Origin of the sequence: Phytopseudomonas straminea, assembly GCF_900112645.1 — a bacterium.
Taxonomy (GTDB): domain Bacteria; phylum Pseudomonadota; class Gammaproteobacteria; order Pseudomonadales; family Pseudomonadaceae; genus Aquipseudomonas; species Aquipseudomonas straminea.
On sequence record NZ_FOMO01000009.1, the window covers coordinates 141838 to 165321 of the forward strand.

The following is a 23484-nucleotide window of genomic DNA, read 5'->3' on the forward strand; positions in this document are numbered from 1 at the left end:
AAAGCTGGGGTTTTTGATGACCAGAGCGAAGCGGACTGCCTGCTATCGGATGTCCGGTACAACCTAGCGCAGCAGTCGGGTTTGGTTAAAATTTGTGCTATATTCCGCGCCCCGTGAAATTCCTGATCAAAAACGGTTACCGCCATGCAAGCCGCCAAGCCGCTGTTCGACTATCCCAAATACTGGGCCGAGTGTTTCGGCCCGGCGCCGTTCCTGCCAATGAGCAGGGAGGAAATGGATCAGCTCGGCTGGGATTCGTGCGACATCATCATCGTTACCGGTGACGCCTACGTCGATCATCCGTCGTTCGGCATGGCGATCATTGGTCGTCTGCTGGAGGCCCAGGGCTTTCGCGTGGGCATCATCGCCCAGCCGAACTGGCAGTCCAAAGACGACTTCATGAAGCTCGGCGAGCCGAACCTGTTCTTCGGTGTGGCGGCCGGCAACATGGACTCGATGATCAACCGCTACACCGCAGACAAGAAGATCCGCTCCGACGACGCCTACACGCCCGGCGGCCTGGCAGGCAAGCGCCCGGATCGCGCCAGCCTGGTGTACAGCCAACGCTGCAAGGAAGCCTACAGCCATGTGCCGGTGGTGCTCGGCGGCATCGAGGCTTCATTGCGCCGCATCGCTCACTACGACTACTGGCAGGACAAGGTGCGCCGCTCCATCCTGATGGATGCCACTGCCGACATCCTGCTTTACGGCAACGCCGAGCGTGCGGTGGTCGAAGTGGCCCAGCGCCTGTCCCGTGGCGAGTCCATTGATACCATCACCGACATTCGCGGTACCGCCTTTATCCGCCGTGATACGCCCGCGGGCTGGTTCGAGCTGGATTCGACGCGTATCGACCGTCCGGGTCGCGTCGACAAGATCATCAACCCCTACGTGAACACCCAGGACACCGAAGCCTGCGCCATCGAGCAGGAAAAAGGCCCAGTCGAGGATCCCAACGAAGCCAAGGTGGTGCAGCTGCTTTCGCACCCGCGCCTGGAGCGTGAAAAGACGGTGATTCGCCTGCCGTCCTTCGAGAAGGTGCGCAACGACCCGGTGCTTTACGCCCACGCCAACCGCGTGCTGCACCTGGAAACCAACCCGGGCAACGCCCGCGCGCTGGTGCAGAAGCATGGCGAAGTGGACGTGTGGTTCAACCCGCCACCCATTCCCATGACCACCGAGGAAATGGACTACGTGTTCGGCATGCCCTATGCGCGCGTGCCACATCCGGCGTATGGCAAGGAGAAGATTCCGGCCTACGACATGATCCGTTTCTCGGTGAACATCATGCGTGGCTGCTTCGGCGGCTGCACCTTCTGCTCGATCACCGAGCACGAAGGCCGCATCATCCAGAACCGCTCCCACGAGTCGATCATCCGCGAGATCGAGGAGATGCGTGACAAGGTGCCGGGCTTCACCGGCGTGGTCTCCGACCTCGGCGGGCCGACCGCCAACATGTACCGCATCGCCTGCAAAGACCCGGAGATCGAAAAGCACTGCCGCAAGCCGTCGTGCGTGTTCCCCGGTATCTGCGAGAACCTCAATACCGACCATTCGTCGCTGATCGAGCTGTACCGCAAGGCCCGCGCGCTGCCGGGCGTGAAGAAGATCCTGATCGCCTCGGGGCTGCGCTACGACCTGGCCGTCGAGTCGCCGGAGTACGTCAAGGAGCTGGTCACCCACCACGTTGGTGGTTACCTGAAGATCGCCCCGGAGCACACCGAGCGCGGCCCGCTGGACAAGATGATGAAGCCGGGCATCGGCAGCTACGACACCTTCAAGCACATGTTCGAGAAGTTCTCGAAGGAGGCGGGCAAGGAACAGTACCTGATCCCGTACTTCATCGCCGCGCACCCCGGTACCACCGACGAGGACATGATGAACCTCGCGCTGTGGCTCAAACGCAACGGTTTCCGTGCCGACCAGGTACAGGCCTTCTACCCGTCGCCGATGGCTACCGCCACGGCCATGTACCACTCGGGCAAGAATCCGCTGCGCAAGGTCACCTACAAGAGCGATGGCGTGGAGATCGTCAAGAACGAGCAGCAGCGCCGTCTGCACAAGGCCTTCCTGCGTTACCACGACCCGAAGGGCTGGCCGCTGCTGCGTGAGGCGCTGGAGCGTATGGGCCGCGCCGACCTGATCGGCAACGGCAAGCACCAGCTGATTCCGACCTACCAGCCCAAGACCGACGAGTATCAGAGCGCGCGCCGCAAGAACTCGACGCCGGCAGGTAGCAAGAAGGTCGGTCAGGCAGCCAAGCCTGCTGGCGGGCGTATCCTCACCCAGCACACCGGCCTGCCGCCGCGCGGCAGCGACGGCAGCAAGCCCTGGGACAAGCGCGAGCAGGCCAAAGCAGCGGCCGAAGCCCGGCTGCAGGAGCAGCGCAAGGGCGGCGGGAAAGGGGCTAGCGGCAAGAAGAAGCCGCGTCCGGTAGCGCCGCGCTAAGGCAGGTAGTCAGCTATCCGGTGGGAGCGGGCGGAGGCGTCTAGCCCATGCCCGCGAGTCGCGCGCATGGCGCGCTCCCACAAACTTATCGCCGCCCCTTCCCAGCTGTCAGCCGTAACGCTTCTTCGCTTCGATGGCCAGGCCGCTGCCGATGCTGCCGAAGGTGTTGCCTTCTACATGCCGGGCGTTGGGCAGCAGCGCCGCCACGCTCTGGCGCAGGGCCGGCACGCCGCTGGAGCCGCCGGTGAAGAACACCGTATCGACTTGCTCCAGGGCCACGCCAGCATCGCTGAGCAGCGTGGCCACGCTGCTGCGAATGCGTTCGAGCAGCGCCGCGATGCTGTCCTCGAACAGCCCGCGGGTCAGCTCGGCGCGCAGGCCATCTTCGATGCGTTGCAGGTCGATGGGGTGCTGCTGGTGCTCGGTCAGGGCGATCTTGCTGTCTTCGATCTGCATCGCCAGCCAGTGGCCGGCGCGCTGCTCGATCAGCTTGAACAGGCGGTCGATGCCGGTCGGGTCGACGATGTCGTAGCGCATGTTCTGCAACGCCCGCTGCGAGGCGGCCGAGTAGACCATGTTGATGGTGTGCCAAGTCGCCAGGTTGAGGTGAAAGCTGGTGGGCATCAGCGCGTCGCTCTTCATCCGGCTGCCATAGCCGAACAGCGGCATCACGCCGGCCAGCGACAACTGCTTGTCGAAGTCGGTACCGCCGATATGCACGCCGCCCGTGGCCAGGATATCGCCCTGGCGTTCGGCCAGCTGGCGGCGCTCCGGTGCCAGGCGCACCAGGGAGAAGTCCGAGGTGCCGCCGCCGATATCGACGATCAGCACCAGCTCTTCGCGCTCAATGCTGGACTCGTAGTCGAAGGCCGCGGCGATTGGTTCGTACTGGAAGGACACGTCCTTGAAACCGAGCTTCTGCGCCACGGCGATCAGGGTGTTTTCGGCTTCCTGATCGGCGGCCGGATCGTCATCCACGAAGAACACCGGGCGGCCCAGCACCACGGCTTCGAAGGGGCGTTCGGCCACCGCTTCGGCGCGTTTCTTCAGTTCGCCGATAAAGAAGCCCAGCAGGTCCTTGAACGGCAGGGCGCTGCCCATCACCGCGGTTTCGCTTTTTAGCAGCTTGCTACCCAGCAGGCTCTTGAGCGAGCGCATCAGACGGCCTTCGTAGCCTTCCAGGTACTCGTGCAGGGCCAGGCGACCATAGACCGGCCTGCGCTCCTCGAGATTGAAGAACACCACGGAGGGCAGGGTGATTTTGCCGTCTTCCAACGGGATCAGCGTTTCGCCGCCCGGGCGCAACCAGCCTACGGTGGAGTTGGAGGTGCCGAAGTCGATACCGCAGGCGCGGGCAGGGGTGGAAAGAGGCATGTCGCGCGGCTCCTGAAAAAACGGCCGCGCATTCTAGGCGAAATGATCGGGCAGTGCTGCCGCTTCGTCAGGGCAGTGGAGGATTTTGCACTTCGCCGCGGCGTTCGCGCCATTGGCCCCACTCGAAGCCGAGCACCACGAGCAGCGAGAGGGCGAACGGCAGCAGCAGGTAAAAGCCACGGAATACGATGAGTGCGGCCAGTACGTCCGGCGCCGGAATCTCCGGCAGGGCCGCCAGGAAGCTCACTTCTAGCACGCCCAGGCCGCCCGGCGCATGGGACAGCAGGGCCAGGGAGAAGGACGCCAGGAATACGCCGAGCACCACCATGTAGCCCGGGTTGTAGGCTTCGGGCAGGGCGAAGTAGATGATCGCCGCGGCGCAGGCCAGCTCCAATGGGCCGGCCAGCAATTGGCGACCGACGATGCGTAGGCGTGGGTATTCGACATGCAGTTTGCCGAACTTCCAGGGTTTGAACTGCAGCCAGGAACCCAGCACGTAGAGGGCGACCAGCAGCAACAGCAGACCGCCAATGGCCACCGAAACCAGTGGGGTGACGTTCAGTACGCGGTGGATCAGATCCGGCTGCAGCACCAGTACGCAGCCGCTGGCCAGCAGCGTGCCGAGGGCGAAGGTGAAGGAGCAGAAGACGATCAGGATGCCGATTTCATGGGGCGTCAGGCCCTTGGTGCGGTAGGCGCGATAGCGCACCACGGCGCCAGAGAACACCGAAGCACCGATATTGTGGGCCAGGGCGTAGGTGGTGAAGGAGCACAGGGTGATGAAGCGCCAGGAGATCTTCTTGCCCAGGTGAGCGACGGCGATGCGGTCGTACCAGGCCAGTGCCGAGTAGGCGCCAAGGGTGGCGATGGCGGCGAGAATCCAGTTCAGGTGCGGGATGGCCTTGAGGCTGCCGGCGATCTCGTCGAGGGAGATATTGCGCACTTCGCGGTAGAGCAGGAAGCAGGACGCGACCACGGCGCACAACCCGATCAGCGTCCAGATCAGGTCACTGCGTTTCATCGTGGGCTTGGTACCTTGCAACGGCGATCCCCTGTTTCACGTCTTTGCGGACAGTCGACTCTGCATTCGATGGGCTGTCGTACCCATCGTTCAGGCCCTTTCCCGGGGTATGTCCCGGCGGGATGTGGGTGTACAGGGTGCGCAGTATCCCGGAGGCGGGCCGCTTGCTCAACTGGCACCGGTTTGCAGGCCGTTACCGAGTGTGTCTTTTTACAGGCTCAAACCCAGTGTGGCTGCGGCCAGCACGGCATAACGCAGGGTTTTCGCGAAGGCGACGATCAGCGTGAAACGCCACAGCGGCTCACGCATGATGCCGGCGACCAGGGTCAGCGGATCGCCGATCACTGGCAGCCAGCTCAGCAGCAGCGACCAACGACCATAACGGCCGTACCAATGCTGCGCTTGTTGCAGGCGCCGTTCGTTGACCGGGAACCAGCGGCGGTCGCGGAAACGCTCCAGATAAAGCCCCAACCACCAGTTGACCAGCGAGCCCAGCACGTTGCCTACGCTGGCGAACAGTACCAGAGCCCAGGCCGGCTGCGCGCTGCCGAGCAGCAGGCCGACGAGCAGCGCCTCGGATTGCAGGGGCAGCAGCGTCGCTGCGCCGAATGCGGCGGCGAACAGCCCGAAATAGGCGTAGAAATCCGGCAAAGCGCTGAGCTGTCAGGGCTGCTTGTCAGTTTCGCTATTGGCCATGATCTCTTCCAGCTTGAGGCCGGTGAGGTCATGGATGGTGCGCCATAGGTAATAGAAGATGGCCATCAGCATGATCATCGACGGGATGGCGATCATCGGGTAGCTGAGCAGGGTCATGCGACCCAGTTCGTCGTTGAACGCCTCGCTGCCAGCCGGGCTGGTAACGATCCACTTGGCCAGCACGTAGTTCATTACCGAGGAGAAGAAAAAAGTGCCGCTGAGCAGGTAGGTGGCGCGCATCAGTCGGGTTTCGAAGCGCGGTGTGTGCCCGCCCTGCTCCAGGCGCTCATGGATCTTGTCGACGTTGAGTACCGTTTTGTTGAACAGCAGCGTGCGGATTAGCGGGTAGCGAGTGCGCGTGGAGACCAGTACGGCAATGCCGATCAGCCCGGGAATCGCCGCTTCCTTGATCGCCAGCCACTGGTTGTCCAGGTGCAGCAGGCCGATGCCACCGGTGAGGATCACACTGACCAGACCGAGCAGGGCGACGAAGTTGAATTTACGGTACTTGATCAGCTCGAACGCGCCCCAACCGAGCGGGAATGCCAGAGCCAGCACCAGTGCGCCATCCGGGCCCAGGCGGGCTTCGCCGCTGAGCTTCATGAGAATCAGCGAGGGGATCACGATGCTGATCAGCAGGTCGATGAACGGGCGGGGTTTGTGCGACGGGGCGGGCATTTGCGTGGTGTCGGTCATGTCGGTGCGCGTTGATGGGCGAGCGCCGATGATCGCCTGCCTGAAGCGCTGGCGCCAGCCCGATTGTCGTTGCAATGGCCACAAAGTCCTTCGGCCATTTGTATTGGGCGCAATCGGATAAGCTGTCGGCCTCTAATGCCTGCGTTCGCCTGCTTGCTGAAATTGGCCGGTTACTGGGGTAAAATTGCCGGCTTTAGCTGCAAGGCGTGCATCGACAGTGCAATTCGCCGCCTGGCAGCCGACTGCGTTTTCGCGTTCAGGGGGTACGGCCTGATGGGCCCGCTGCGTTGCTACGGTGTGTTGATCGTCGCGTTGCTGCTGTGCACTCGCGCCCACGCCGAGCTGCGCATTCTCACTGAGCCGGGGCCACCCACGGCGTTCATGCAGGATGGGCAGCTACGCGGTTTTGGCGTCGATGTGGTGCGTGAGCTGATCGAGCGAACCGGCGCCCACGCGCAGATCGAGATGATGCCCTGGACCCGCGCCTACACGATTGCCCAGCGTGAGCCGGATATTGCGCTGTTCGCCATGGTGCGTACGCCTGAGCGTGAAAAGCGTTTTCAATGGGTGGGGCCTATATTGCATGGCAAAGTACGCTTCTATTCGCTGAAGTCGCGGGGCATGCAGGTGAACAGCCTCGATGATGTGGCGGCCAGCGGGCCGTTGGCGGTACCCAAACAGTGGTACAGCTACGAGGCGCTGCAGGCCAAGGGGCTGCCGAATCTGTATGGCGTGCCGACGCCACAGACCATGGTCACGCTATTCGCACATGGCCGCGGCAACCTGATCCTGCTGGAAGACCTCCTGCTACGCGACATGCTCGCCCCGGCAGGCCTTGAACCGGCGGATGTGCAGCCGCAGATGGTGTTCATGGAGTCTTCGTATTACATCGCCTTCTCGCTGGACACCGATCCGGCAGTGGTTGCTGACTGGCAGGCAAAATTGGCGGAAATGCGCCGTGATGGGGGATTCTCGGCGATTTTCCGCCAGTGGCTCCCCCATGTAGAGCTTCCCGCCGCACTGCGCTGAGTTGGCGGGAAAATTGCTGCGAGGCGAGCAGCAGCCGACAACAGCCGGCCATCGCTCGCGGCACAGCACAAGAATTCGCTTCAGACGGCAGGGGACAAGGCCGTCGGGCACCCGATTCATTCGACGTTTGGACAATGCCTATGACCAATATGCAACGTGCTTCCCATCATGAACTGCGGCGCGCCTTCCGCACCCTGCTGGCTTCGGGCGCCTGTTACCACACCGCCTCGGTTTTCGACCCGATGTCCGCGCGCATCGCCGGCGACCTCGGTTTCGAAGTCGGCATTCTCGGTGGCTCGGTGGCCTCCCTGCAGGTACTCGCCGCGCCGGATTTCGCGCTGATCACCCTGAGCGAGTTCGTCGAGCAGGCCACCCGCATCCACCGGGTTTCCCGCCTGCCGGTGATCGCCGATGCCGACCACGGCTACGGCAACGCCCTGAACGTGATGCGCACCGTGGTCGAGCTGGAACGCGCCGGCATCTCCGCGCTGACCATCGAAGACACCCTGCTGCCCGCCCAATTCAACCGCAAGTCGACCGATCTGATCAGCGTCGCCGAAGGCGTCGGCAAAGTGCGTGCGGCCCTTGAAGCGCGTGTAGACCCGGACCTGGCGATCATCGCCCGTACCAACGCCGGCGTGCTCAGCGTCGATGAAGTGGTCAAACGTACCGTGGCCTATCAAAAGGCCGGTGCCGATGCCATCTGCATGGTCGGTGTCGAGGATTTCGAGCATCTGGAAAAGATCGCCGAGCACCTCAGCGTGCCGCTGATGCTGGTGACCTACGGCAACCCCAAGCTGCGCGATAACGAGCGTCTCGCCAAGCTGGGCGTGCGCATCGTGGTCAACGGCCATGCGGCTTACTTCGCGGCCATCAAGGCCACTTACGACTGCCTGCGCGAGCAGCGCAACGCCGTCGCCAGTGACCTGAGCGCCTCGGAGCTCGCGCACAAGTACACCCAGCCAGAGGACTACGTGGCCTGGGCCGACGAGTTCATGAACGTCAAGGAATAACCCCGCTTCACCTGCCACGCCGGACAGCGGCCGCGCAACGCGAGCCGATTCGTCCGCCGTCGGCCGCCCTTGCCAAGCCCTGCCTCACGCTCCTATCTTCGAGCCAGCACCACCATCAGCTTGTTGAAATACTGCTGCGTTGAACGGCTCGTACACGAGTCCAAGCAATAGGCCCTTGCACCACGTGAACCAGGCGCTTCGTCTGTTTTCGTGGCATTGCCTGGGATTTCATCAGCCCGCTCATTGGGAGAACGCTATGGCCACCGGTTGGGCGCAAGACGGCGCCGTGCAGGAGCAGATCGACAGCACCATCGAAGACGCCGTGCAGCGCGCGCGCAGTCAACTGCCCAAAGGCGAGAGCCTGACCCATTGCGAAGAATGCGATGCGCCGATTCCCGAAGCGCGACGCCAGGCCGTTCCCGGCGTGCGCCTGTGCGTGAACTGCCAGGCCCATGCTGACCAGGAACAGGCAAAGGCCGGAGGTTTCAACCGTCGCGGCAGCAAGGACAGCCAACTGCGGTAGTCAGCTGGGCCGAAAGAGAGTCTTGTAGTAGATGGCGTTGGCTCGGTACTGGCCGTCCGGCCCGCAGGCGTAATCGGGCAGGCCGCCGATCGTGGTGTAGCCCAGCGCGCGATAAAGGTGTTCGGCTTCGCTAGCGGCCTCGGTGTCCAGATACAGTAGACCTCGCTTCAGTTGCCTGGCACGGGTCTCAAGTTGCTGCATCAGCAGCCGGGTAATACCACGGCGACGCGCGTTGCTCAGCACCAGCAATTTCTGCACTTCGCCGCGATTCAACCCATTGGGTTTCTGGCACAGGTTGAGCTGCACCGAACCCAGCACTTTTTCATGCTCTTCAGCGATCCAGATCGCCAGCGCGCCGCTGCAAAGCGCACGGCGCACGGCGCACATCGTCGAAGTAGGCGTCCGCCTGCCGGGTGTCGATATCGGCCAGGAAACCGACGGAGGCACCGTTGGCCACCGCATCGATCAACAAGGCGATTAGCCCTTGCCGACAGGCGTCGAAACCGGCTTCGTCGAGCTGGCGGATCTGCAGGATCATGGCGTGCTGCGCTGCGGCGTGAGGATCAGCTGCATGAAGGTCAGGTCCAGCCAGCGGCCGAACTTGCAGCCGACCTGTGGCATCTGCCCGGTGACGCTGAAACCCAGCCGCTCGTGCAGGCGCACCGAGGCGACGTTGCCACTTTCGATGGCGGCGACCATCACGTGCTTGCCGACCTCTCGTGCCCGCTCGATCAGCGTCTGCATCAGCAGCGGGCCAAGACCCCGGCCGCGGGTGTCGTGGCGCACGTACACGGAATGCTCGACGGTATTGCAAAAGCCTTCGAAGGGCCGCCAGTCGCCGAACGAGGCATAGCCCAGCACCTGTTGCGCCTCATCGACCGCCACTAGGATCGGATAGCCCTGGGCGCCGCGCGCCTCGAACCAGGCCTGGCGATTGGCGAGGTCCACGGGGCGCTCGTTCCAGATGGCCGTGGTGTTGAGCACGGCATCGTTGTAGATGGCGAGCAGGGCGGGCAGGTCGTCTGCAGCGGCGTTACGTATGGCAATGGACATGGGCAAACTCGGGTGCAGATGGAGGTATAAGTCGCGGCGGTCAGTATCGGTCTGGGCGCTCGTCGGAGGCAATCGTGGATTGCCCGAGCTTGAGCGGTTTATCGCAGAGAAACGCTTGCTGTAATGGCAGATAGCCCTAGTATCAATAGTCGTGCAGTTCGGTTGAGAAGCCCTGATAACAGCGGAGAAACGACATGGCATTGTTTCCGGTGACTGTGGCCAAGCGGATGACCGTAGGCGTACTGCTGTTGCTAAGCCTGACCGCCCTGGCGGTCTATTCGGTCATGGCGCTGCGTGGCAAACCACAACTGATGGCGGTCGGGGTGACATCCGCCGAGCAGGCTGCCGCTGCGCTGGCGCGCCAGCTGGCCCTGCAACTCAGCGAAATCCAGGGCACCACGGCGGGCCTGGCGCACTTGGCCGAGGCCTTGCCGCGGGACGCCGAGTTGGTGCGCAACGTGCTGCCGGGGGTGATCGACAGCCAGGGTAATGCCGCCATCGCCGGTGGCGGCCTGTGGCCCGAGCCGGGTGCCTTCGAGAGCGGCGTGGCGCTGCGCAGCTTCTTCTGGGCGCGTAGTGCGAGCGGCGGTCTCGAGTACAGTGGCGATTACAACGCCGCCTCCGCGCCGCCCTATCAGCAGGAATCCTGGTACAGCGCGGCGCGCTCGTCCGCACCTGGTCGTTGCGTGTGGTCCGACGGTTATCTCGATCCGGTGACCAGCGTGGCGATGACCACCTGCAGCGTGCCCTATCAACTGAGCGGGAAGTTTGCCGGCGTGGCGACGGTGGATCTGCGCCTCGACGGCCTGGCCACGTTCCTGAGCGAGCGCGGCAACGTCACCGGCGGCTATGCCTTCGTGGTCGATCGGGCCGGTAACCTGTTGTTCTTCCCGGATGCCAAGGCCACCGGTGGGCTGCCTACCATGGCCGGGCTGGTGGAGCGTGATCCTGCGGTCGCACCGTTGCAGGCTGCCTTGCAGGCCGCGCGCGCCGGCACACCGACCAGCATGCTCGACTACGACGTGCGCCTGCAGGGCCGCGCCTATGTCAGCTTCGCGCCCCTGGGGGATACCGGTTGGCAGCTCGGGCTCGTCACGCCCGAGGGCCAGGTCGCCGGGCTGAGTCATCGCCTGACCGGAGAACTTCTGCTCTTCCTGCTGCCCTTGCTGGCCGTGTTGCTCGGCCTGGCGTGGTTCGCCGGGCGTCGTTTGCTGGCGCAGATCGAAGAAACCACCGCGCAGATCGAGCAGCTCGGTGAGGGTGGTGGAAGCGAGTTGCCCGTCGGTCGAAGTGACGAAATTGGTGCGTTGCGCTCGGCGGTGAATCGCTATGCCGGCTCGCTGCGCAACATGCTGCTCGATATATCGGAACAATCTCGCGTGCTTGAGCGCCAGGCTGCCGAGCTGGCAAGCCTGTCGCAGGCCATCGCCGAGCGGGCCGAAACCCAGCGTGAAGACAATGCCTTGTTGGCCACCGCCATCACCGAGATGTCGGCCAGTGCCCAGGAAGTGGCCGGCAATACCACCGATTGTTCGGATACCGCGGAGCGTTCGTTGCTATCGGCGCGCGCAGGCCAGGTGAACGTGCGTAGCAACAGCGCGTCGATCCAGGCGCTGTCCGAGGAGATCGGTCAGGCCGAGGCGGCAATCGGTCGCCTGGGTAGCGATATCGAGCGGGTCGGCAGCGTGCTCGAGGTGATCACCTCGATCTCCCAGCAGACCAACCTGCTGGCGCTCAACGCCGCAATCGAGGCGGCGCGCGCCGGGGAGCAGGGCCGCGGTTTCGCCGTGGTGGCGGATGAGGTGCGTACGCTTGCCGGCCGTACCCAGGCGTCGGCCAACGAGATTCAGGTGATGATCGGCCAACTGCGCGATGCGTCGGGCCAGACCGTCGCCACCATGCAGGCTGGCGTGCGACGTACCCACGAAGCGGTCGAGCAGGCCAATGGCGTCGCGGTCACCCTGGAGGGCACGGTCAATGGCTTCGAGGATATCGTGCAGCGCGCCCAGCAGATCGCCGTCGCGGCCCAGGAGCAGAGCCACGTGACCCAGGAAATCAGCGAGCTGGCCGTGCGTATTCACGGCGCCAGCGAAGAGGGCGCGCGCGATTCCGGAACCTTGCGCGAGCTGGGCCGGGCCATTGAGGAGCTGTCCCAGCGGCTCGCGCGGATGAGTCAGGGGGCCAAGTGACGGGCAGGCGAGCCCGTCAATCGATTACTTGTCGCGGTCGACCGCGAACGGGCCCCAGGCCTGGCGGCTGGGCATGATTTCCAGGCGGTTGATGTTGATATGGGCAGGCAGGGTGGCGACGTAGAAGATCTGCTCGGCGATATCTTCCGCGCTCAGTGGCGTGGTAGTGCTGTACAGCGCATCGGAGGCCGCCTGGTTGCCTTTGGTACGCACCAGGGTGAATTCGGTTTCCGCCATGCCCGGGGCGATGTCGGTGACGCGCACACCAGTGGACACCAGGTCGCAGCGCAGGTTGAAGCTGAACTGTTTGACGAACGCCTTGCTGGCGCCGTACACGTGGCCGCCCGGGTACGGCCATTCGCCGGCTACCGAACCGATGTTGATGATGCTGGCGCCCTTGCCGGTTTCCAGCAGCTTGGGCAGCACCGCGTGGGTGACGTTGACCAGGCCGGTGATGTTGGTGTCGATCATGGTGTGCCAATCCTGCAAGGCCACCTTCTGCGCTGCTTCCGGCGCCAGGGCCAGGCCGGCGTTGTTGATCAGCGCGTGGATCTTGTCGAACGGCGCCGGCAGGCTGTCGACCAGGGCCTGCACGGCGGTGGCATCGCGCACGTCGAGGGTGGCGATATGTACCGGCACCTTGCTCTCCAGCTCGGCCTTGAGTTCCTCCAGGCGCTCCTGGCGGCGGCCCGAAAGCACCAGCGCCCAGCCGGCCTCGGCGAAGCGGCGAGCGGTGGCGCGGCCAAAGCCGGAAGTGGCACCGGTGATGAAAACTACCTGGGTCATGTTCTGCCTCTTGTCTGTCGTCAGTGAACACCGCCCGGCCAGTGGCCTGGGCGATTCGTGCTGATCGACTGCCGGAGTGGGCTCGTCGACGCGGATCCTCGCCACCCTTGGCGCCTGCGGGTTGGCCGGCAGGTGAAAGTGGGATGGGCGGACGGCAAGAATAACCGGCTTGGGCAGCTACCGCGTAGGTACAGTGGCGGGCTTTTACCGCTCAGAGCCTGTTCACGATTTTTATGCGTCTGAAGCGGAGCCTACAAGGTAGAAGCGGACATCGGGCGGCGCCGCTTTTGTAGGAGGAGCTTTAGCCTCGAGCTTTTAGGGGGCTAAGAGCTCGGGGCTAAAGCCCCTCCCACGAGTTCGCGGTCGGCCGTTCTCGCTAATTAGCTGCCAAAATCGGCGAACCTGGGCTGAGAGATTATGAACAGGTGATCAGATCGCCACCAACCCGCGCACGCCGTCCGCTTCCATGGTTTCGCCGCGGCCCTGCTGGACGATCTCGCCGCGGCTCATCACCAGGTACTGGTCGGCCAGTTCGGCGGCGAAGTCGTAGAACTGCTCGACCAGCAGGATGGCCATGTCGCCGCGGGCGGCGAGTTTTTTGATCACTGCGCCGATTTCCTTGATCACCGAGGGCTGGATGCCTTCGGTGGGTTCGTCGAGGATCAGCAGGCGTGGCTGGCTGGCCAGCGCGCGGCCGATGGCCAGCTGTTGCTGCTGGCCGCCGGACAGGTCGCCGCCGCGGCGGTGCTTCATTTCCAGCAGCACCGGGAACAGCTCGTAGATGAACGCCGGCACCTCCTTGGCTTGCTTCGCGCTGAAACGAGAGAGCCCCATCAGCAGGTTTTCCTCCACCGTCAGGCGTCCGAATATCTCGCGGCCCTGGGGCACGTAGGCGATGCCGGCGTGCACCCGATGGTGCGGTTTGTAGCCGGTGATGGCCTTGCCTTCCCACTGAACGCTGCCTTCCTTGGCGGGCAGCAGGCCCATCAGGCATTTGAGCAGGGTGGTCTTGCCGACGCCGTTGCGGCCGAGCAGGCAGGTGACTTCGCCGACCTTCACGTCGAACGACAGGCCGCGCAGGATGTGGCTGCCGCCGTAGTACTGGTGAAGCTGTTGGACTTGCAGCATGTCGATGTCCTTTGCGTAGGTGGTCGGGGTGCGTAGCTCACGCTCTATCGATCCACCGTGTGATGCCTTGGTGGATGAAAAAAGCGTCATCCACCCTACGAATCCTTTACCGGCCGAGATAAACCTCGATCACCTTCTCGTTGGCCTGCACGGCGTCGAGCGAGCCTTCGGCCAGCACGCGGCCCTGGTGCAGCACGGTGACATGGTCGGCGATGGTGCCGACGAAGCCCATGTCGTGCTCGACCACCATCAGCGAGTGTTTGCGCGCCAGGGACTTGAACAGCTCGGCGGTGAATTCGGTTTCCGCGTCGGTCATGCCCGCCACCGGCTCGTCGAGCAACAACAGTTGCGGGTCCTGCACCAGCAGCATGCCGATTTCCAGGAACTGCTTCTGGCCGTGGGACAGCAGGCCGGCCGGGCGCTGGCGCGAGCCGTCCAGGCGAATGGTGGCCAGCACCTCGTCGATGCGGTCGCGCTGCTCACCGCTGAGCCTGGCGCGCAGGCTGGCCCATACCGACTTGTCGGTCTTCTGCGCCAGTTCGAGGTTCTCGAACACGCTCAGCGCCTCGAACACCGTCGGTTTCTGGAACTTGCGGCCAATGCCGGCCTGGGCGATCTCGACCTCGCTCATCTGCGTCAGGTCGAAGGTTTCACCGAAGAACGCGGTGCCGCTATTGGGCCGGGTCTTGCCGGTGATTACGTCCATCAGGGTGGTCTTGCCGGCGCCATTGGGGCCGATGATGCAGCGCAGCTCGCCGACGCCGATGTAGAGCGTCAGGTCGGTCAGCGCCTTGAAGCCGTCGAAGGCGACGTTGATGTCTTCCAGTGTCAGGATGGTGCCGTGGCGTACGTTCAGACCACTGCCTGCACTTTGGCCCAGGCCGATGGCATCGCGGCTGCTGCCAGCCGGGTCGATCAGCATTTCCGGAATCGGTGCGCTTCTCATGACTTGTCCCCTCGTTTGAGCAGGCCGATGACGCCCTTGGGCAGGAACAGGGTGACCACGATGAACAGCGCGCCGAGGGCGAACAGCCAGTACTCGGGAAAGGCCACGGTGAACCAGCTCTTCATGCCATTGACCAGGCCGGCGCCGAGCAGCGGGCCGATCAGCGTGCCGCGCCCGCCGAGGGCCACCCACACGGCGGCTTCGATGGATTGCGTCGGGGCCATTTCGCTGGGGTTGATGATGCCCACCTGGGGCACGTACAGCGCTCCGGCCAGGCCGCACAGCACGGCGGACAGCACCCAGATGAACAGCTTGTAGCCGCGTGGGTCGTAGCCGCAGAACATCAGGCGGTTCTCGGCGTCGCGCAGGGCGGTTAGCACCCGGCCGAACTTGCTGCGCGCCAGGCGCCAGCCCAGGTACAGGCTGCCGACCAACAGCAGCACGGTGAGCGCGAACAGCGTGGCGCGGGTGCCGGCGGCGGTGATCTCGAAGCCGAGGATGCTGCGAAAGTTGGTGAAGCCGTTGTTGCCGCCGAAACCGGTCTCGTTGCGAAAGAACAGCAGCATGCCGGCGAAGGTCAGCGCCTGGGTCATGATCGAGAAGTACACGCCCTTGATCCGCGAGCGGAAGGCGAAGAAACCGAACACCAGCGCCAGCAAGCCGGGCGCCAGCACCACCAGGCACAGGGCCCATAGGAAGTTGTCGGTGCCGTACCAGTACCAAGGCAGCTCCGTCCAGGCGAGAAAGCCCATGAACGCCGGCAGGCCGTCGCCGGCGGCTTCGCGCATCAGGTACATGCCCATGGCGTAGCCGCCGAGGGCGAAGAACAGCCCATGGCCGAGGGATAGCAGGCCGGCGTAGCCCCAGACCAGATCCAGCGCCAGGGCGACGATGCAGTAGCAGAGGATCTTGCCGACCAGGGTCAGGCTGTAGGCGGAAACGTGCAGCGCATGCTCGGCCGGCAGCAGGTGCAGAACGGGCATGGCGACCAACATGGCGAGCATCAGCAGGCCGATGGCCAGTGACACCTGTGGGCCGAGCCTGTGGCTGGCGCGAGCCAATAGGGTTTGGTTGGCGGCGTTCATTGGTGAATCCCCTGTAGGCCGATCTGTGGGAGTGCGCCATGCGCGCCAACGACGGCGGTGATGCAATCGCGGGCATGGCCCGCTCCCACAGCATCGAGATTAAGCGTGCGGTTCAATCGATCACCCTCCCTTTCAAGGCGAACAGGCCCTGCGGACGCTTCTGGATGAACAGAATGATCAGCGCGAGGATGAGGATCTTGCCGAGTACGGCGCCGATCTGCGGCTCCAGGATCTTGTTGGCGATGCCTAAGCCGAAGGCCGCCATGACGCTGCCGGCCAGTTGGCCGACGCCGCCGAGCACCACCACCAGGAACGAGTCGATGATGTAGCTCTGGCCGAGGTCGGGGCCGACGTTGCCGATTTGGCTCAGCGCCACGCCGCCGAGGCCAGCTATCCCTGAGCCGAGGCCGAAGGCCAGCATGTCCACGCGGCCGGTGGGCACGCCGCAGCAGGCGGCCATGTTGCGGTTTTGGGTGACGGCGCGCACGTTGAGCCCCAGGCGGGTCTTGTTGAGCAGCAGCCAGGTCAGCACCACCACCGCCAGGGCGAAGCCGATGATCACGATGCGGTTGTACGGCAGCACCAGGTTGGGCAGCACCTGAATGCCGCCGGACAGCCAGTAGGGGTTGGCCACTTCGACGTTCTGCGCGCCGAACAGCACGCGCACCAGCTGGATCAGGATCAGGCTGATGCCCCAGGTGGCCAGCAGGGTTTCCAGCGGGCGGCCGTAGAGATGACGGATCACCGTGCGCTCCAGGGCCATGCCGATCACCGCGGTCACGCAGAAGGCCACCGGCAGGGCGACCAGCGGGTACAGCGCCAGGGCGTCGGGGGCGAAGCGCTGGAAGAGAATCTGCACCATGTAGGTGGAGTAGGCGCCGAGCATCAGCATTTCGCCGTGGGCCATGTTGATCACCCCGAGCAGGCCGAAGGTGATGGCCAGGCCGAGGGCGGCGAGCAGCAGGATCGAGCCCAGGCTCATGCCGCTGAATGCCTGGCCGAGCAATTCGCCGATCAGCAGCTTGCGCTTGACCTGGGCGAGACTGGTTTCTGCGGCGGTGCGCACGGCTGCGTCGCTTTCCACGCCGGGCTCCAGCAGGTTTTCCAGGCGGGTACGGGCCAGCGGCTCGCCGGTTTCGCCGAGCAGGCGCACGGCAGCCAGGCGCACCGCCGGGTTGGCGTCGACCAGTTGCAGGTTGGCCAGGGCGAGGGTGAGGGCATCGCGCACGGCGTCGTCGTCTTCCTCGGCTTGCGCCTGGGCGAGCAGCGGCAGTTGCGCCGGCTGGGCGCTCTTCTGCAATTGCTGGGCGGCGCTCAGGCGCACGCTTGCCTCACTGGCGAGCAACTGATGGCTGGCCTGGGCGTTGGCGATCAGCCCGCGCAGGCGATTGTTCAGGCGTAGTTTGCGCAGGGTGCCTTGCGGCTCGGCATCGCCTTCGGCGGCGCGGTAGCCAGCGTCGGTTTCGATGAAGGCGCGTTTGTCGCCGTCAGCGGCCACACGGCCCTGTTGCAGCGCATCGAGTAGCGGCTGGCGTGCCGGGTCGGGCATGGCGGCCCAGCTTTCCAGCTGCCTGGCTTGCTGCGTGGCGCTTGCGGCGACGAAATCGTCGGCTTCGCCGGCTTGTGCGGCCAATGGCAGCAGGAGCAGCAGGCTGAAGAGAATTCGGGCAAAGGCATAAGGCATGGGCGTGTCCTTGGTGTCCCGTGGCACAGGCGCCGGAGAACGACTCGGCGCCTGTGCCACGGTGCGGATCAGTTCGACTTCACCGGGGTGTCGCCTTTCTTGTCGTTACCCTCGATGTACGGGCTCCACGGCTGGGCGCGGATCGGCCCTTCGGTTTCCCAGACCACCGAGAACTGGCCGTCTTCCTGGACCTCGCCGATCATCACCGGCTTGTGCAGGTGATGGTTCTTCTCGTCCATCTTCAGGGTGAAGCCGCTCGGTGCGGCGAATTCCTGGCCGGCCATGGCTGCGCGCACCTTGTCGACGTCCGTGGTGCCAGCCTTCTCGACGGCCTGGGCCCACATGTGGATGCCCACGTAGGTGGCTTCCATCGGGTCGTTGGTGACCACGGTGTCGGCGTTCGGCAGCTTCTTGGCCTTGGCGTAGGCCTTCCAGTCGGCGACGAATTTCTCGTTGACCGGGTTCTCCACGGACTGGAAATAGTTCCAGGCCGCCAGGTGGCCGACCAGCGGCTTGGTGTCGATGCCGCGCAGTTCTTCCTCGCCGACCGAGAACGCCACCACCGGCACGTCGGTGGCTTCGATGCCCTGGTTGGCCAGTTCCTTGTAGAACGGCACGTTGGAGTCACCGTTTACGGTGGACACCACCGCGGTCTTGCCGCCGGCGGAGAACTTCTTGATGTTGGCGACGATGGTTTGATAGTCGCTGTGACCGAACGGCGTGTAGACCTCTTCGATGTCCTTGTCGGCAATGCCCTTGCTGTGCAGGAAGGCGCGCAGGATCTTGTTGGTGGTGCGCGGGTAGACGTAGTCGGTGCCGAGCAGGAAGAAACGCTTGGCGCCGCCGCCGTCTTCGCTGAGCAGGTATTCCACTGCCGGGATCGCCTGCTGGTTCGGCGCGGCGCCGGTGTAGAACACGTTCGGCGACATCTCTTCGCCTTCGTACTGCACGGGGTAGAACAGTAGGCCGTTGAGTTCCTCGTAGACCGGCAGTACCGATTTACGCGACACGCTGGTCCAGCAGCCGAAGGTCACCGCGACCTTGTCCTGGGTCAGCAGCTGGCGGCCACGTTCGGCGAACAGCGGCCAGTTGGACGCCGGGTCTACCACCACCGGCTCGAGCTTCTTGCCGAGCACGCCGCCCTTGGCGTTGATCTCGTCGATGGTCATCAGCGCCATGTCTTTCAGTGACGTTTCCGAAATGGCCATGGTGCCGGACAGCGAGTGCAGGATGCCGACCTTGATGGTCTCGGCGGCCTGCACTGTCCAGGTCAGGCCCATGGCAGCGATGGACGCGGAAAGGGTGAAGGCCTTGATCAGGCTGCGACGTTGCATAGTTCGATCTCCATTCACAAACGAGTTATGTGTTGTTGGCAGTGGATCAAGGGACATCACGTCAACCCTGCGCCTGCACGGCGCGCTCGCGAGCGCTGTGCAGCATGTGCAGGGTGATCTTGCGCACTTCCGCCTTGCTGACCTCTATGTGGGCCTTGAGCAACAGCTGTGCCTCTTCGCAGCGGCGCGACAGGATCGCGCCGAGAATGCGTGCATGTTCGTCGTAGGTGGCTTCTACCCGTGGCGTCTGGGTGAAATCCAGACGGCGGATGATGCGGATCTTTTCGCTGACCTCGCCGTGCAGGCGGGCCATCTCGCGGTTGCCGGTGGCTTCCACCAGTTGGCAGTGAAAGCGCTCGTCGAGGCGTGACACTTCGCGGCCGTCTTCCAGACGCTGCTCGGGCGCCACCATCCAGATGCGTTTCAGTTCGCTCAGCAGGGCGGGGGTTTGCTCCGCCTCGCGGTCGCACAGGCGCTTGACCGCCGCCTGCTCGAGAACGATACGCACGTCGTAAAGCTCCTCGAAGTGGGCGAAGTCGAACGGCTTGACCTGCCAGCCGCTGCGGAAATACACCTCCAAGTAACCCTCACGCTCCAGCCGGTACAGGGCCTGGCGCACCGGTGTACGGCTGGCCGCCATACGCTCGGCGACTTCGCCTTCGCTGAAGCGGTCGCCGGGCAGCAGGCGAAACTCGAAGATGTCGTCCTTGAGCTGTCCGTAGATGCGCTCGGCGAGATTCTCCGGGCGCTCCTTGCCGCGCCTGATCGGGTCGACGAGTTGCATCTCAGGCCGCCTCGCCCGGTTCGAGCACCAGCAGCGCGTCACCCGGGGTGACCGCCTTGCCTGGCTGGCAGCGCACGGCCTTGACCGTCCCGGCCAGCGGTGCGGTGACCGCCAACTCCATCTTCATCGCCTCGACCACCAGCAGCGTGGCGCCGGCCTCGACGTACTGGCCGGGCTCGACCAGCACCTTCCAGACGCTGCCGCACATATCGGCGCTGACCAGGTGGCCGTCGACGGCTTCGTCCTCCTCCAGGCTGGCAGCTGGCGCAGCATGGCTGTCGGCATCGTCGTCACGCCACAGCAGCACTTCGGCGTCGAAGGCCTGTTTTTGCCGGTGCTGGAAGTCGCTGATGCTCTGCGCGTTGTCGGCCAGGAAGGCCTGGTACTCGGCGAAGTCGAAGGTGCTCTGCTCGATCTTTATCTGCGCGCGGCCTTCACGGAAGGCCTCGCGGAAGTCGTCCAGCTCGGCCTCGCTGACCGGGTAGAAACGCACCTGGTCGAAGAAGTGCAGCAGCCAAGGCTGGCCGCCCTCGAACTGGGCGTTCTTCACGAACTTGTTCCAGATCGGCAGGGTGCGGCCGACCAGTTGGTAACCGCCGGGCGAGTCCATGCCGTAGATGCACATGTACATGCCGCCGATGCCCACGGTGCCTTCGGCGGTGTAGGTACGCGCCGGGTTGTACTTGGAACTGAGCAGCCGGTGACGCGGGTCGAGCGGCACGGCGCAGGGCGCGTCGAGGTAGACGTCGCCGAGGCCGAGAATCAGGTAGCTGGCGTCGAACAGGATGTCGCGTACGTCCTCGCGGGTGGCCAGGCCATTGGCGCGCTGGATGAAGTCGACGTTGTTCGGCAACCACGGCGCCTGGCTGCGCACCGTCTCGCTGTAGCGGGTAACGGCAGCCAGGGTGGCGCTGTCCTCGAAGGCCATGGGCAGGTGGACGATACGGGTCGGCACCTTGAGGCCTGCCACATCGCCCAGGCTGGCTTCCAGGCGCAGCAGATGATCGAGCAGCGCCTGCTGGTGCAGCACGCGGCTGTCATAGCGCAGTTGCAGGGAGCGCACGCCTGGCGCCAGTTCTTCCAGGCCGGCGAGCGGCTGGGCCTTGAGCGCTTCCATCAACAGATGCACGCGCAGGCGCAGCGCCAGGTCGAGCACGTTGTCGCCGTATTCGAGCAGGATGTAGGCATCGCCCGCTTGCCGATAGACCGTGCGCGGGCGGTTGCCATCGGCGGGCAGCTCGGCCAGTACGGTTGCGGAAACCGTGTCGCCCGGTTGCAGGCTCGGCGCCGGCAGTTGCGCGGCACTGACCGCGCTCAGGCTCTGCAGGCTGGCCAGTTGCGCCTGCTCCAGCGCCTGGGCCTGCTCGAAGCTGATCGGGTGAAAACGCAGGGTATCGCCCGGCTTGACCTGGCCGACCTTCCACAGCTCGGCCTTGGCGATGGTCACCGGGCAGACGAAACCGCCGAGGCTGGGGCCGTCCTTGGTGAGGATCACCGGGAAGTCACCAGTGAAGTTGATGGCGCCGATGGCGTACTCGCAATCATGCACGTTGGACGGGTGCAGGCCGGCCTCGCCGCCGTCGGCGCGGGTCCAGCTCGGCTTCGGCCCAGACAGGCGCACACCCAGGCGATTGGAGTTGTAGTGCACCTGCCAGTCGGCGGCGAAGAACTGTTCGATGGCCTCGGGTGTGAAGAAGTCCGGGGCACCATGGGGCCCGTAGAGCACGCCGATGTTCCAAGTGGTGCCGTAGGCGGGAATCAGGCTGTCGGCCAGCGCCTGGGGTTCGCTGACCGGCGCCGGCGTGGTGCAGGCTGGCAACCCCGGTTGGGAGATGGCCAGCATGTCGGCGGCGCGCAGCGTGCGCCCTGCATGGCCGCCGAACTGGCCGAGGGCGAAGGTCGAGCGGCTGCCCAGGTACAGCGGCACGTCGAAGCCGCCGCGCACCGCGAGGTAGGTGCGGCAGCCGCTCTGTGCACGGCCGAGCTTGAGCACCTGGCCGGCTTTGACGGCGATTGGCGCCCAGTAGGGCACGGCTTCACCATCCAGTTCGGCCGGGCAGTCGGCACCGGCGAGGGCGATCAGCGCGTCGCTGTGAAAGCGCAGGCTCGGGCCCTGCAGGGTGAATTCCAGGCCGGCAGCACTCTCGTGATTGCCGACGATGCGGTTGGCCAGGCGGAAGGCGTAATCGTCCATCGGCCCGGACGGCGGCACGCCGATGTCCCAGTAGCCGAGGCGGCCCGGAAAATCCTGCACGCTGCTGTAGGTGCCGGGTTCCAGCACTTCCACCACCTGGGCCGCGTAGCTGAAGGTGTCGAGCAGACGCGTCCAGATCTGCGCACTGTGGAAGCGCGGTTCGGCCACCACCTGGCGCAGGTAGTCGAGGTTGCTGGCGATGCCGTGCAGGCGGGTTTCGCCCAGGGCTTTGCGCAACTTGGCGATGGCCTCATCGCGGCTTGGCGCGTGGACGATCAGCTTGGCGATCATCGGGTCATAGAACGCCGACACCTCGCTGCCGGTACTGACCCAGCCGTCTACGCGCACGTCGTCCGGGAAATGCACGTCGGTGAGCACGCCCGGGCTGGGTTGGAAGTTCTTCAGCGGGTCTTCGGCATAGATGCGCACTTCGATTGCGGCGCCTTGTGGGGCGCGGCTCAGGGCGGCCCAATCCAGCTCGGCGCCGGCGGCCACGCGCAGCATGCATTCGATCAGATCGAGGCCGGTGACCATCTCGGTGACCGGGTGCTCGACCTGCAGGCGAGTGTTCACTTCGAGAAAGTAGAAATCGTCGCGCGCGGCGTCGTAGATGAACTCCACTGTGCCGGCGCTGCGGTAGCTCACCGACTCGCCGAGCTGGATGGCCGCCGCGTGCAGGCGCTCACGGGTCGCTTGTGGCAGGTTCGGCGCAGGGGTTTCCTCGACCACCTTCTGGTTGCGCCGCTGCAGCGAACAGTCGCGCTCGCCGAGGGCGGCCACGCGGCCTTTGCCATCACCGAAGATCTGCACTTCGACGTGTCGCGCCTGGTCGACGAAACGCTCGATGAAAACGCCGGCGTCACTGAAGAACTGCTCGCCCATGCGCTTGACGCTGTCGTAGGCACTGGCCAGGGCCACGGCATCGGCGCAGCGGGTCAGGCCGATGCCGCCGCCGCCGGCGGTGGTCTTGAGCATGATCGGGTAGCCGATGGTTTCCGCCGCGCCCAGGGCTTCGTCCAGGCTCTGCAAAAGCGCGGTGCCGGGCGCCATCGGCACCTTTGCGTCGGCGGCCAGTTCACGGGCGCGGTGCTTGAGGCCGAACTCGCGAATCTGAGCGGGCGTCGGGCCGACGAAGGCGATGCCGGCGTTCTCGCAGGCCTCGGCGAACTCGGCGCTCTCGGAGAGGAAGCCGTAACCGGGATAGATCGCCTGGGCGCCGGTTTCCCTGGCGGCGGCAAGGATCTTGTCGATGCGCAGGTAGCTGTCGGCAGCCTTGTCGCCGCCAAGGGCCACGGCCACGTCGGCATCACGTACGTGCTGGGCATTGCGGTCGGCATCGGAATACACCGCCACGCTCTTCACGCCCAGGCGCTTCAGGGTGCGGATGGCGCGGACGGCGATCTCGCCACGGTTGGCGATCAGAACTGTTTCAAACATAGTGGTTCTCCGTGGCGAGATCGCCGCGACGGGCTATGCCCGCCCGGCACTTTGACTTCGTCGC

18 protein-coding genes and 1 pseudogene are annotated in these 23484 nt (G+C 64.7%); 5 read left to right on the forward strand and 14 right to left on the reverse strand.

Translation table 11 applies throughout. The features are described from left to right. The first annotated feature begins 144 nt into the window (after nt 1-144). Entirely contained in the window at nt 145-2448 is a 2304-nt protein-coding gene (locus tag BM279_RS19400; protein ID WP_093506462.1) for a YgiQ family radical SAM protein, read from the forward strand. Nucleotides 2449-2556: 108 nt separating this feature from the next. Here the strand turns inward: BM279_RS19400 and BM279_RS19405 are convergent, their stop codons facing one another. The 4 genes from BM279_RS19405 to BM279_RS19420 all read right to left on the reverse strand — a co-directional run bounded on the left by BM279_RS19405 (nt 2557) and on the right by BM279_RS19420 (nt 6235). After that, nucleotides 2557-3822, reverse strand: a complete 1266-nt coding sequence (locus BM279_RS19405; RefSeq protein ID WP_093506464.1) for an Hsp70 family protein — start codon at nt 3820-3822, stop codon at nt 2557-2559. Between the two features lie 67 nt (nt 3823-3889). Beyond that, the gene (locus BM279_RS19410; protein WP_027903231.1) at nt 3890-4843 is read right to left on the reverse strand and encodes a lysylphosphatidylglycerol synthase transmembrane domain-containing protein; all 954 of its coding nucleotides are present in this window, start codon (nt 4841-4843) and stop codon (nt 3890-3892) included. Between the two features lie 210 nt (nt 4844-5053). Beyond that, entirely contained in the window at nt 5054-5494 is a 441-nt protein-coding gene (locus BM279_RS19415) for a YqaA family protein (protein WP_093506466.1), read from the reverse strand. 12 nt (nt 5495-5506) lie between these two features. Then, the gene (locus BM279_RS19420; protein WP_093506468.1) at nt 5507-6235 is read right to left on the reverse strand and encodes a VC0807 family protein; all 729 of its coding nucleotides are present in this window, start codon (nt 6233-6235) and stop codon (nt 5507-5509) included. Between the two features lie 273 nt (nt 6236-6508). Here BM279_RS19420 and BM279_RS19425 point away from each other — a divergent pair, with 273 nt between their 5' ends. The 3 genes from BM279_RS19425 (at nt 6509) to BM279_RS19435 (ending at nt 8800) form a co-directional block, all read left to right on the forward strand. Then, entirely contained in the window at nt 6509-7264 is a 756-nt protein-coding gene (locus BM279_RS19425; protein WP_093506503.1) for a substrate-binding periplasmic protein, read from the forward strand. Between the two features lie 149 nt (nt 7265-7413). After that, on the forward strand, nt 7414-8277 hold the full coding sequence (locus tag BM279_RS19430; RefSeq protein ID WP_093506505.1) for an isocitrate lyase/PEP mutase family protein: 864 nt from the start codon (nt 7414-7416) through the stop codon (nt 8275-8277). A 256-nt stretch (nt 8278-8533) separates the two neighbouring features. Next, nucleotides 8534-8800, forward strand: coding sequence for a DksA/TraR family C4-type zinc finger protein (locus tag BM279_RS19435; RefSeq protein WP_093506470.1), 267 nt, complete (start codon nt 8534-8536; stop codon nt 8798-8800). Here the strand turns inward: BM279_RS19435 and BM279_RS19440 are convergent. Continuing rightward, a pseudogene (locus BM279_RS19440) lies at nt 8801-9338 on the reverse strand (GNAT family N-acetyltransferase). Continuing rightward, complete coding sequence (locus BM279_RS19445; protein WP_093506472.1) at nt 9335-9853, reverse strand: GNAT family N-acetyltransferase; 519 nt, start codon at nt 9851-9853, stop codon at nt 9335-9337. Before BM279_RS19445 ends, BM279_RS19440 begins: the two are co-directional and overlap by 4 nt. 194 nt (nt 9854-10047) lie before the next feature. On the opposite strand from BM279_RS19445, the gene BM279_RS19450 reads away from it, so the two are divergent. After that, nucleotides 10048-12042 carry a methyl-accepting chemotaxis protein gene (locus tag BM279_RS19450; protein ID WP_093506474.1) on the forward strand — a complete coding sequence of 665 codons (1995 nt, stop codon included), beginning with the start codon at nt 10048-10050 and terminating at the stop codon, nt 12040-12042. Between the two features lie 24 nt (nt 12043-12066). On the opposite strand, the gene BM279_RS19455 is transcribed toward BM279_RS19450, so the two are convergent. The 8 genes from BM279_RS19455 to uca all read right to left on the reverse strand — a co-directional run bounded on the left by BM279_RS19455 (nt 12067) and on the right by uca (nt 23420). Then, complete coding sequence (locus tag BM279_RS19455; RefSeq protein WP_070885232.1) at nt 12067-12828, reverse strand: SDR family NAD(P)-dependent oxidoreductase; 762 nt, start codon at nt 12826-12828, stop codon at nt 12067-12069. Between the two features lie 429 nt (nt 12829-13257). Beyond that, on the reverse strand, nt 13258-13956 hold the full coding sequence (gene urtE / locus BM279_RS19460; RefSeq protein ID WP_093506476.1) for an urea ABC transporter ATP-binding subunit UrtE: 699 nt from the start codon (nt 13954-13956) through the stop codon (nt 13258-13260). Nucleotides 13957-14062: 106 nt separating this feature from the next. Beyond that, nucleotides 14063-14902, reverse strand: coding sequence for an urea ABC transporter ATP-binding protein UrtD (urtD, locus tag BM279_RS19465; protein WP_093506478.1), 840 nt, complete (start codon nt 14900-14902; stop codon nt 14063-14065). Further along, nucleotides 14899-15987 carry an urea ABC transporter permease subunit UrtC gene (gene urtC / locus BM279_RS19470; protein ID WP_093506480.1) on the reverse strand — a complete coding sequence of 363 codons (1089 nt, stop codon included), beginning with the start codon at nt 15985-15987 and terminating at the stop codon, nt 14899-14901. The genes urtD and urtC overlap by 4 nt, the downstream gene beginning before the upstream one ends. A 112-nt stretch (nt 15988-16099) precedes the next feature. Then, a complete protein-coding gene (gene urtB, locus BM279_RS19475) occupies nt 16100-17671 on the reverse strand; it encodes an urea ABC transporter permease subunit UrtB (protein WP_093506482.1) in 1572 nt (523 codons plus the stop codon). 68 nt (nt 17672-17739) lie between these two features. Next, nucleotides 17740-19005, reverse strand: a complete 1266-nt coding sequence (urtA, locus tag BM279_RS19480; protein ID WP_093506483.1) for an urea ABC transporter substrate-binding protein — start codon at nt 19003-19005, stop codon at nt 17740-17742. Between the two features lie 61 nt (nt 19006-19066). Next, complete coding sequence (locus BM279_RS19485; protein ID WP_075932414.1) at nt 19067-19789, reverse strand: GntR family transcriptional regulator; 723 nt, start codon at nt 19787-19789, stop codon at nt 19067-19069. 1 nt (nt 19790) lies between these two features. After that, nucleotides 19791-23420 carry an urea carboxylase gene (gene uca, locus BM279_RS19490; RefSeq protein ID WP_093506485.1) on the reverse strand — a complete coding sequence of 1210 codons (3630 nt, stop codon included), beginning with the start codon at nt 23418-23420 and terminating at the stop codon, nt 19791-19793. Nucleotides 23421-23484 lie beyond the last annotated feature (64 nt).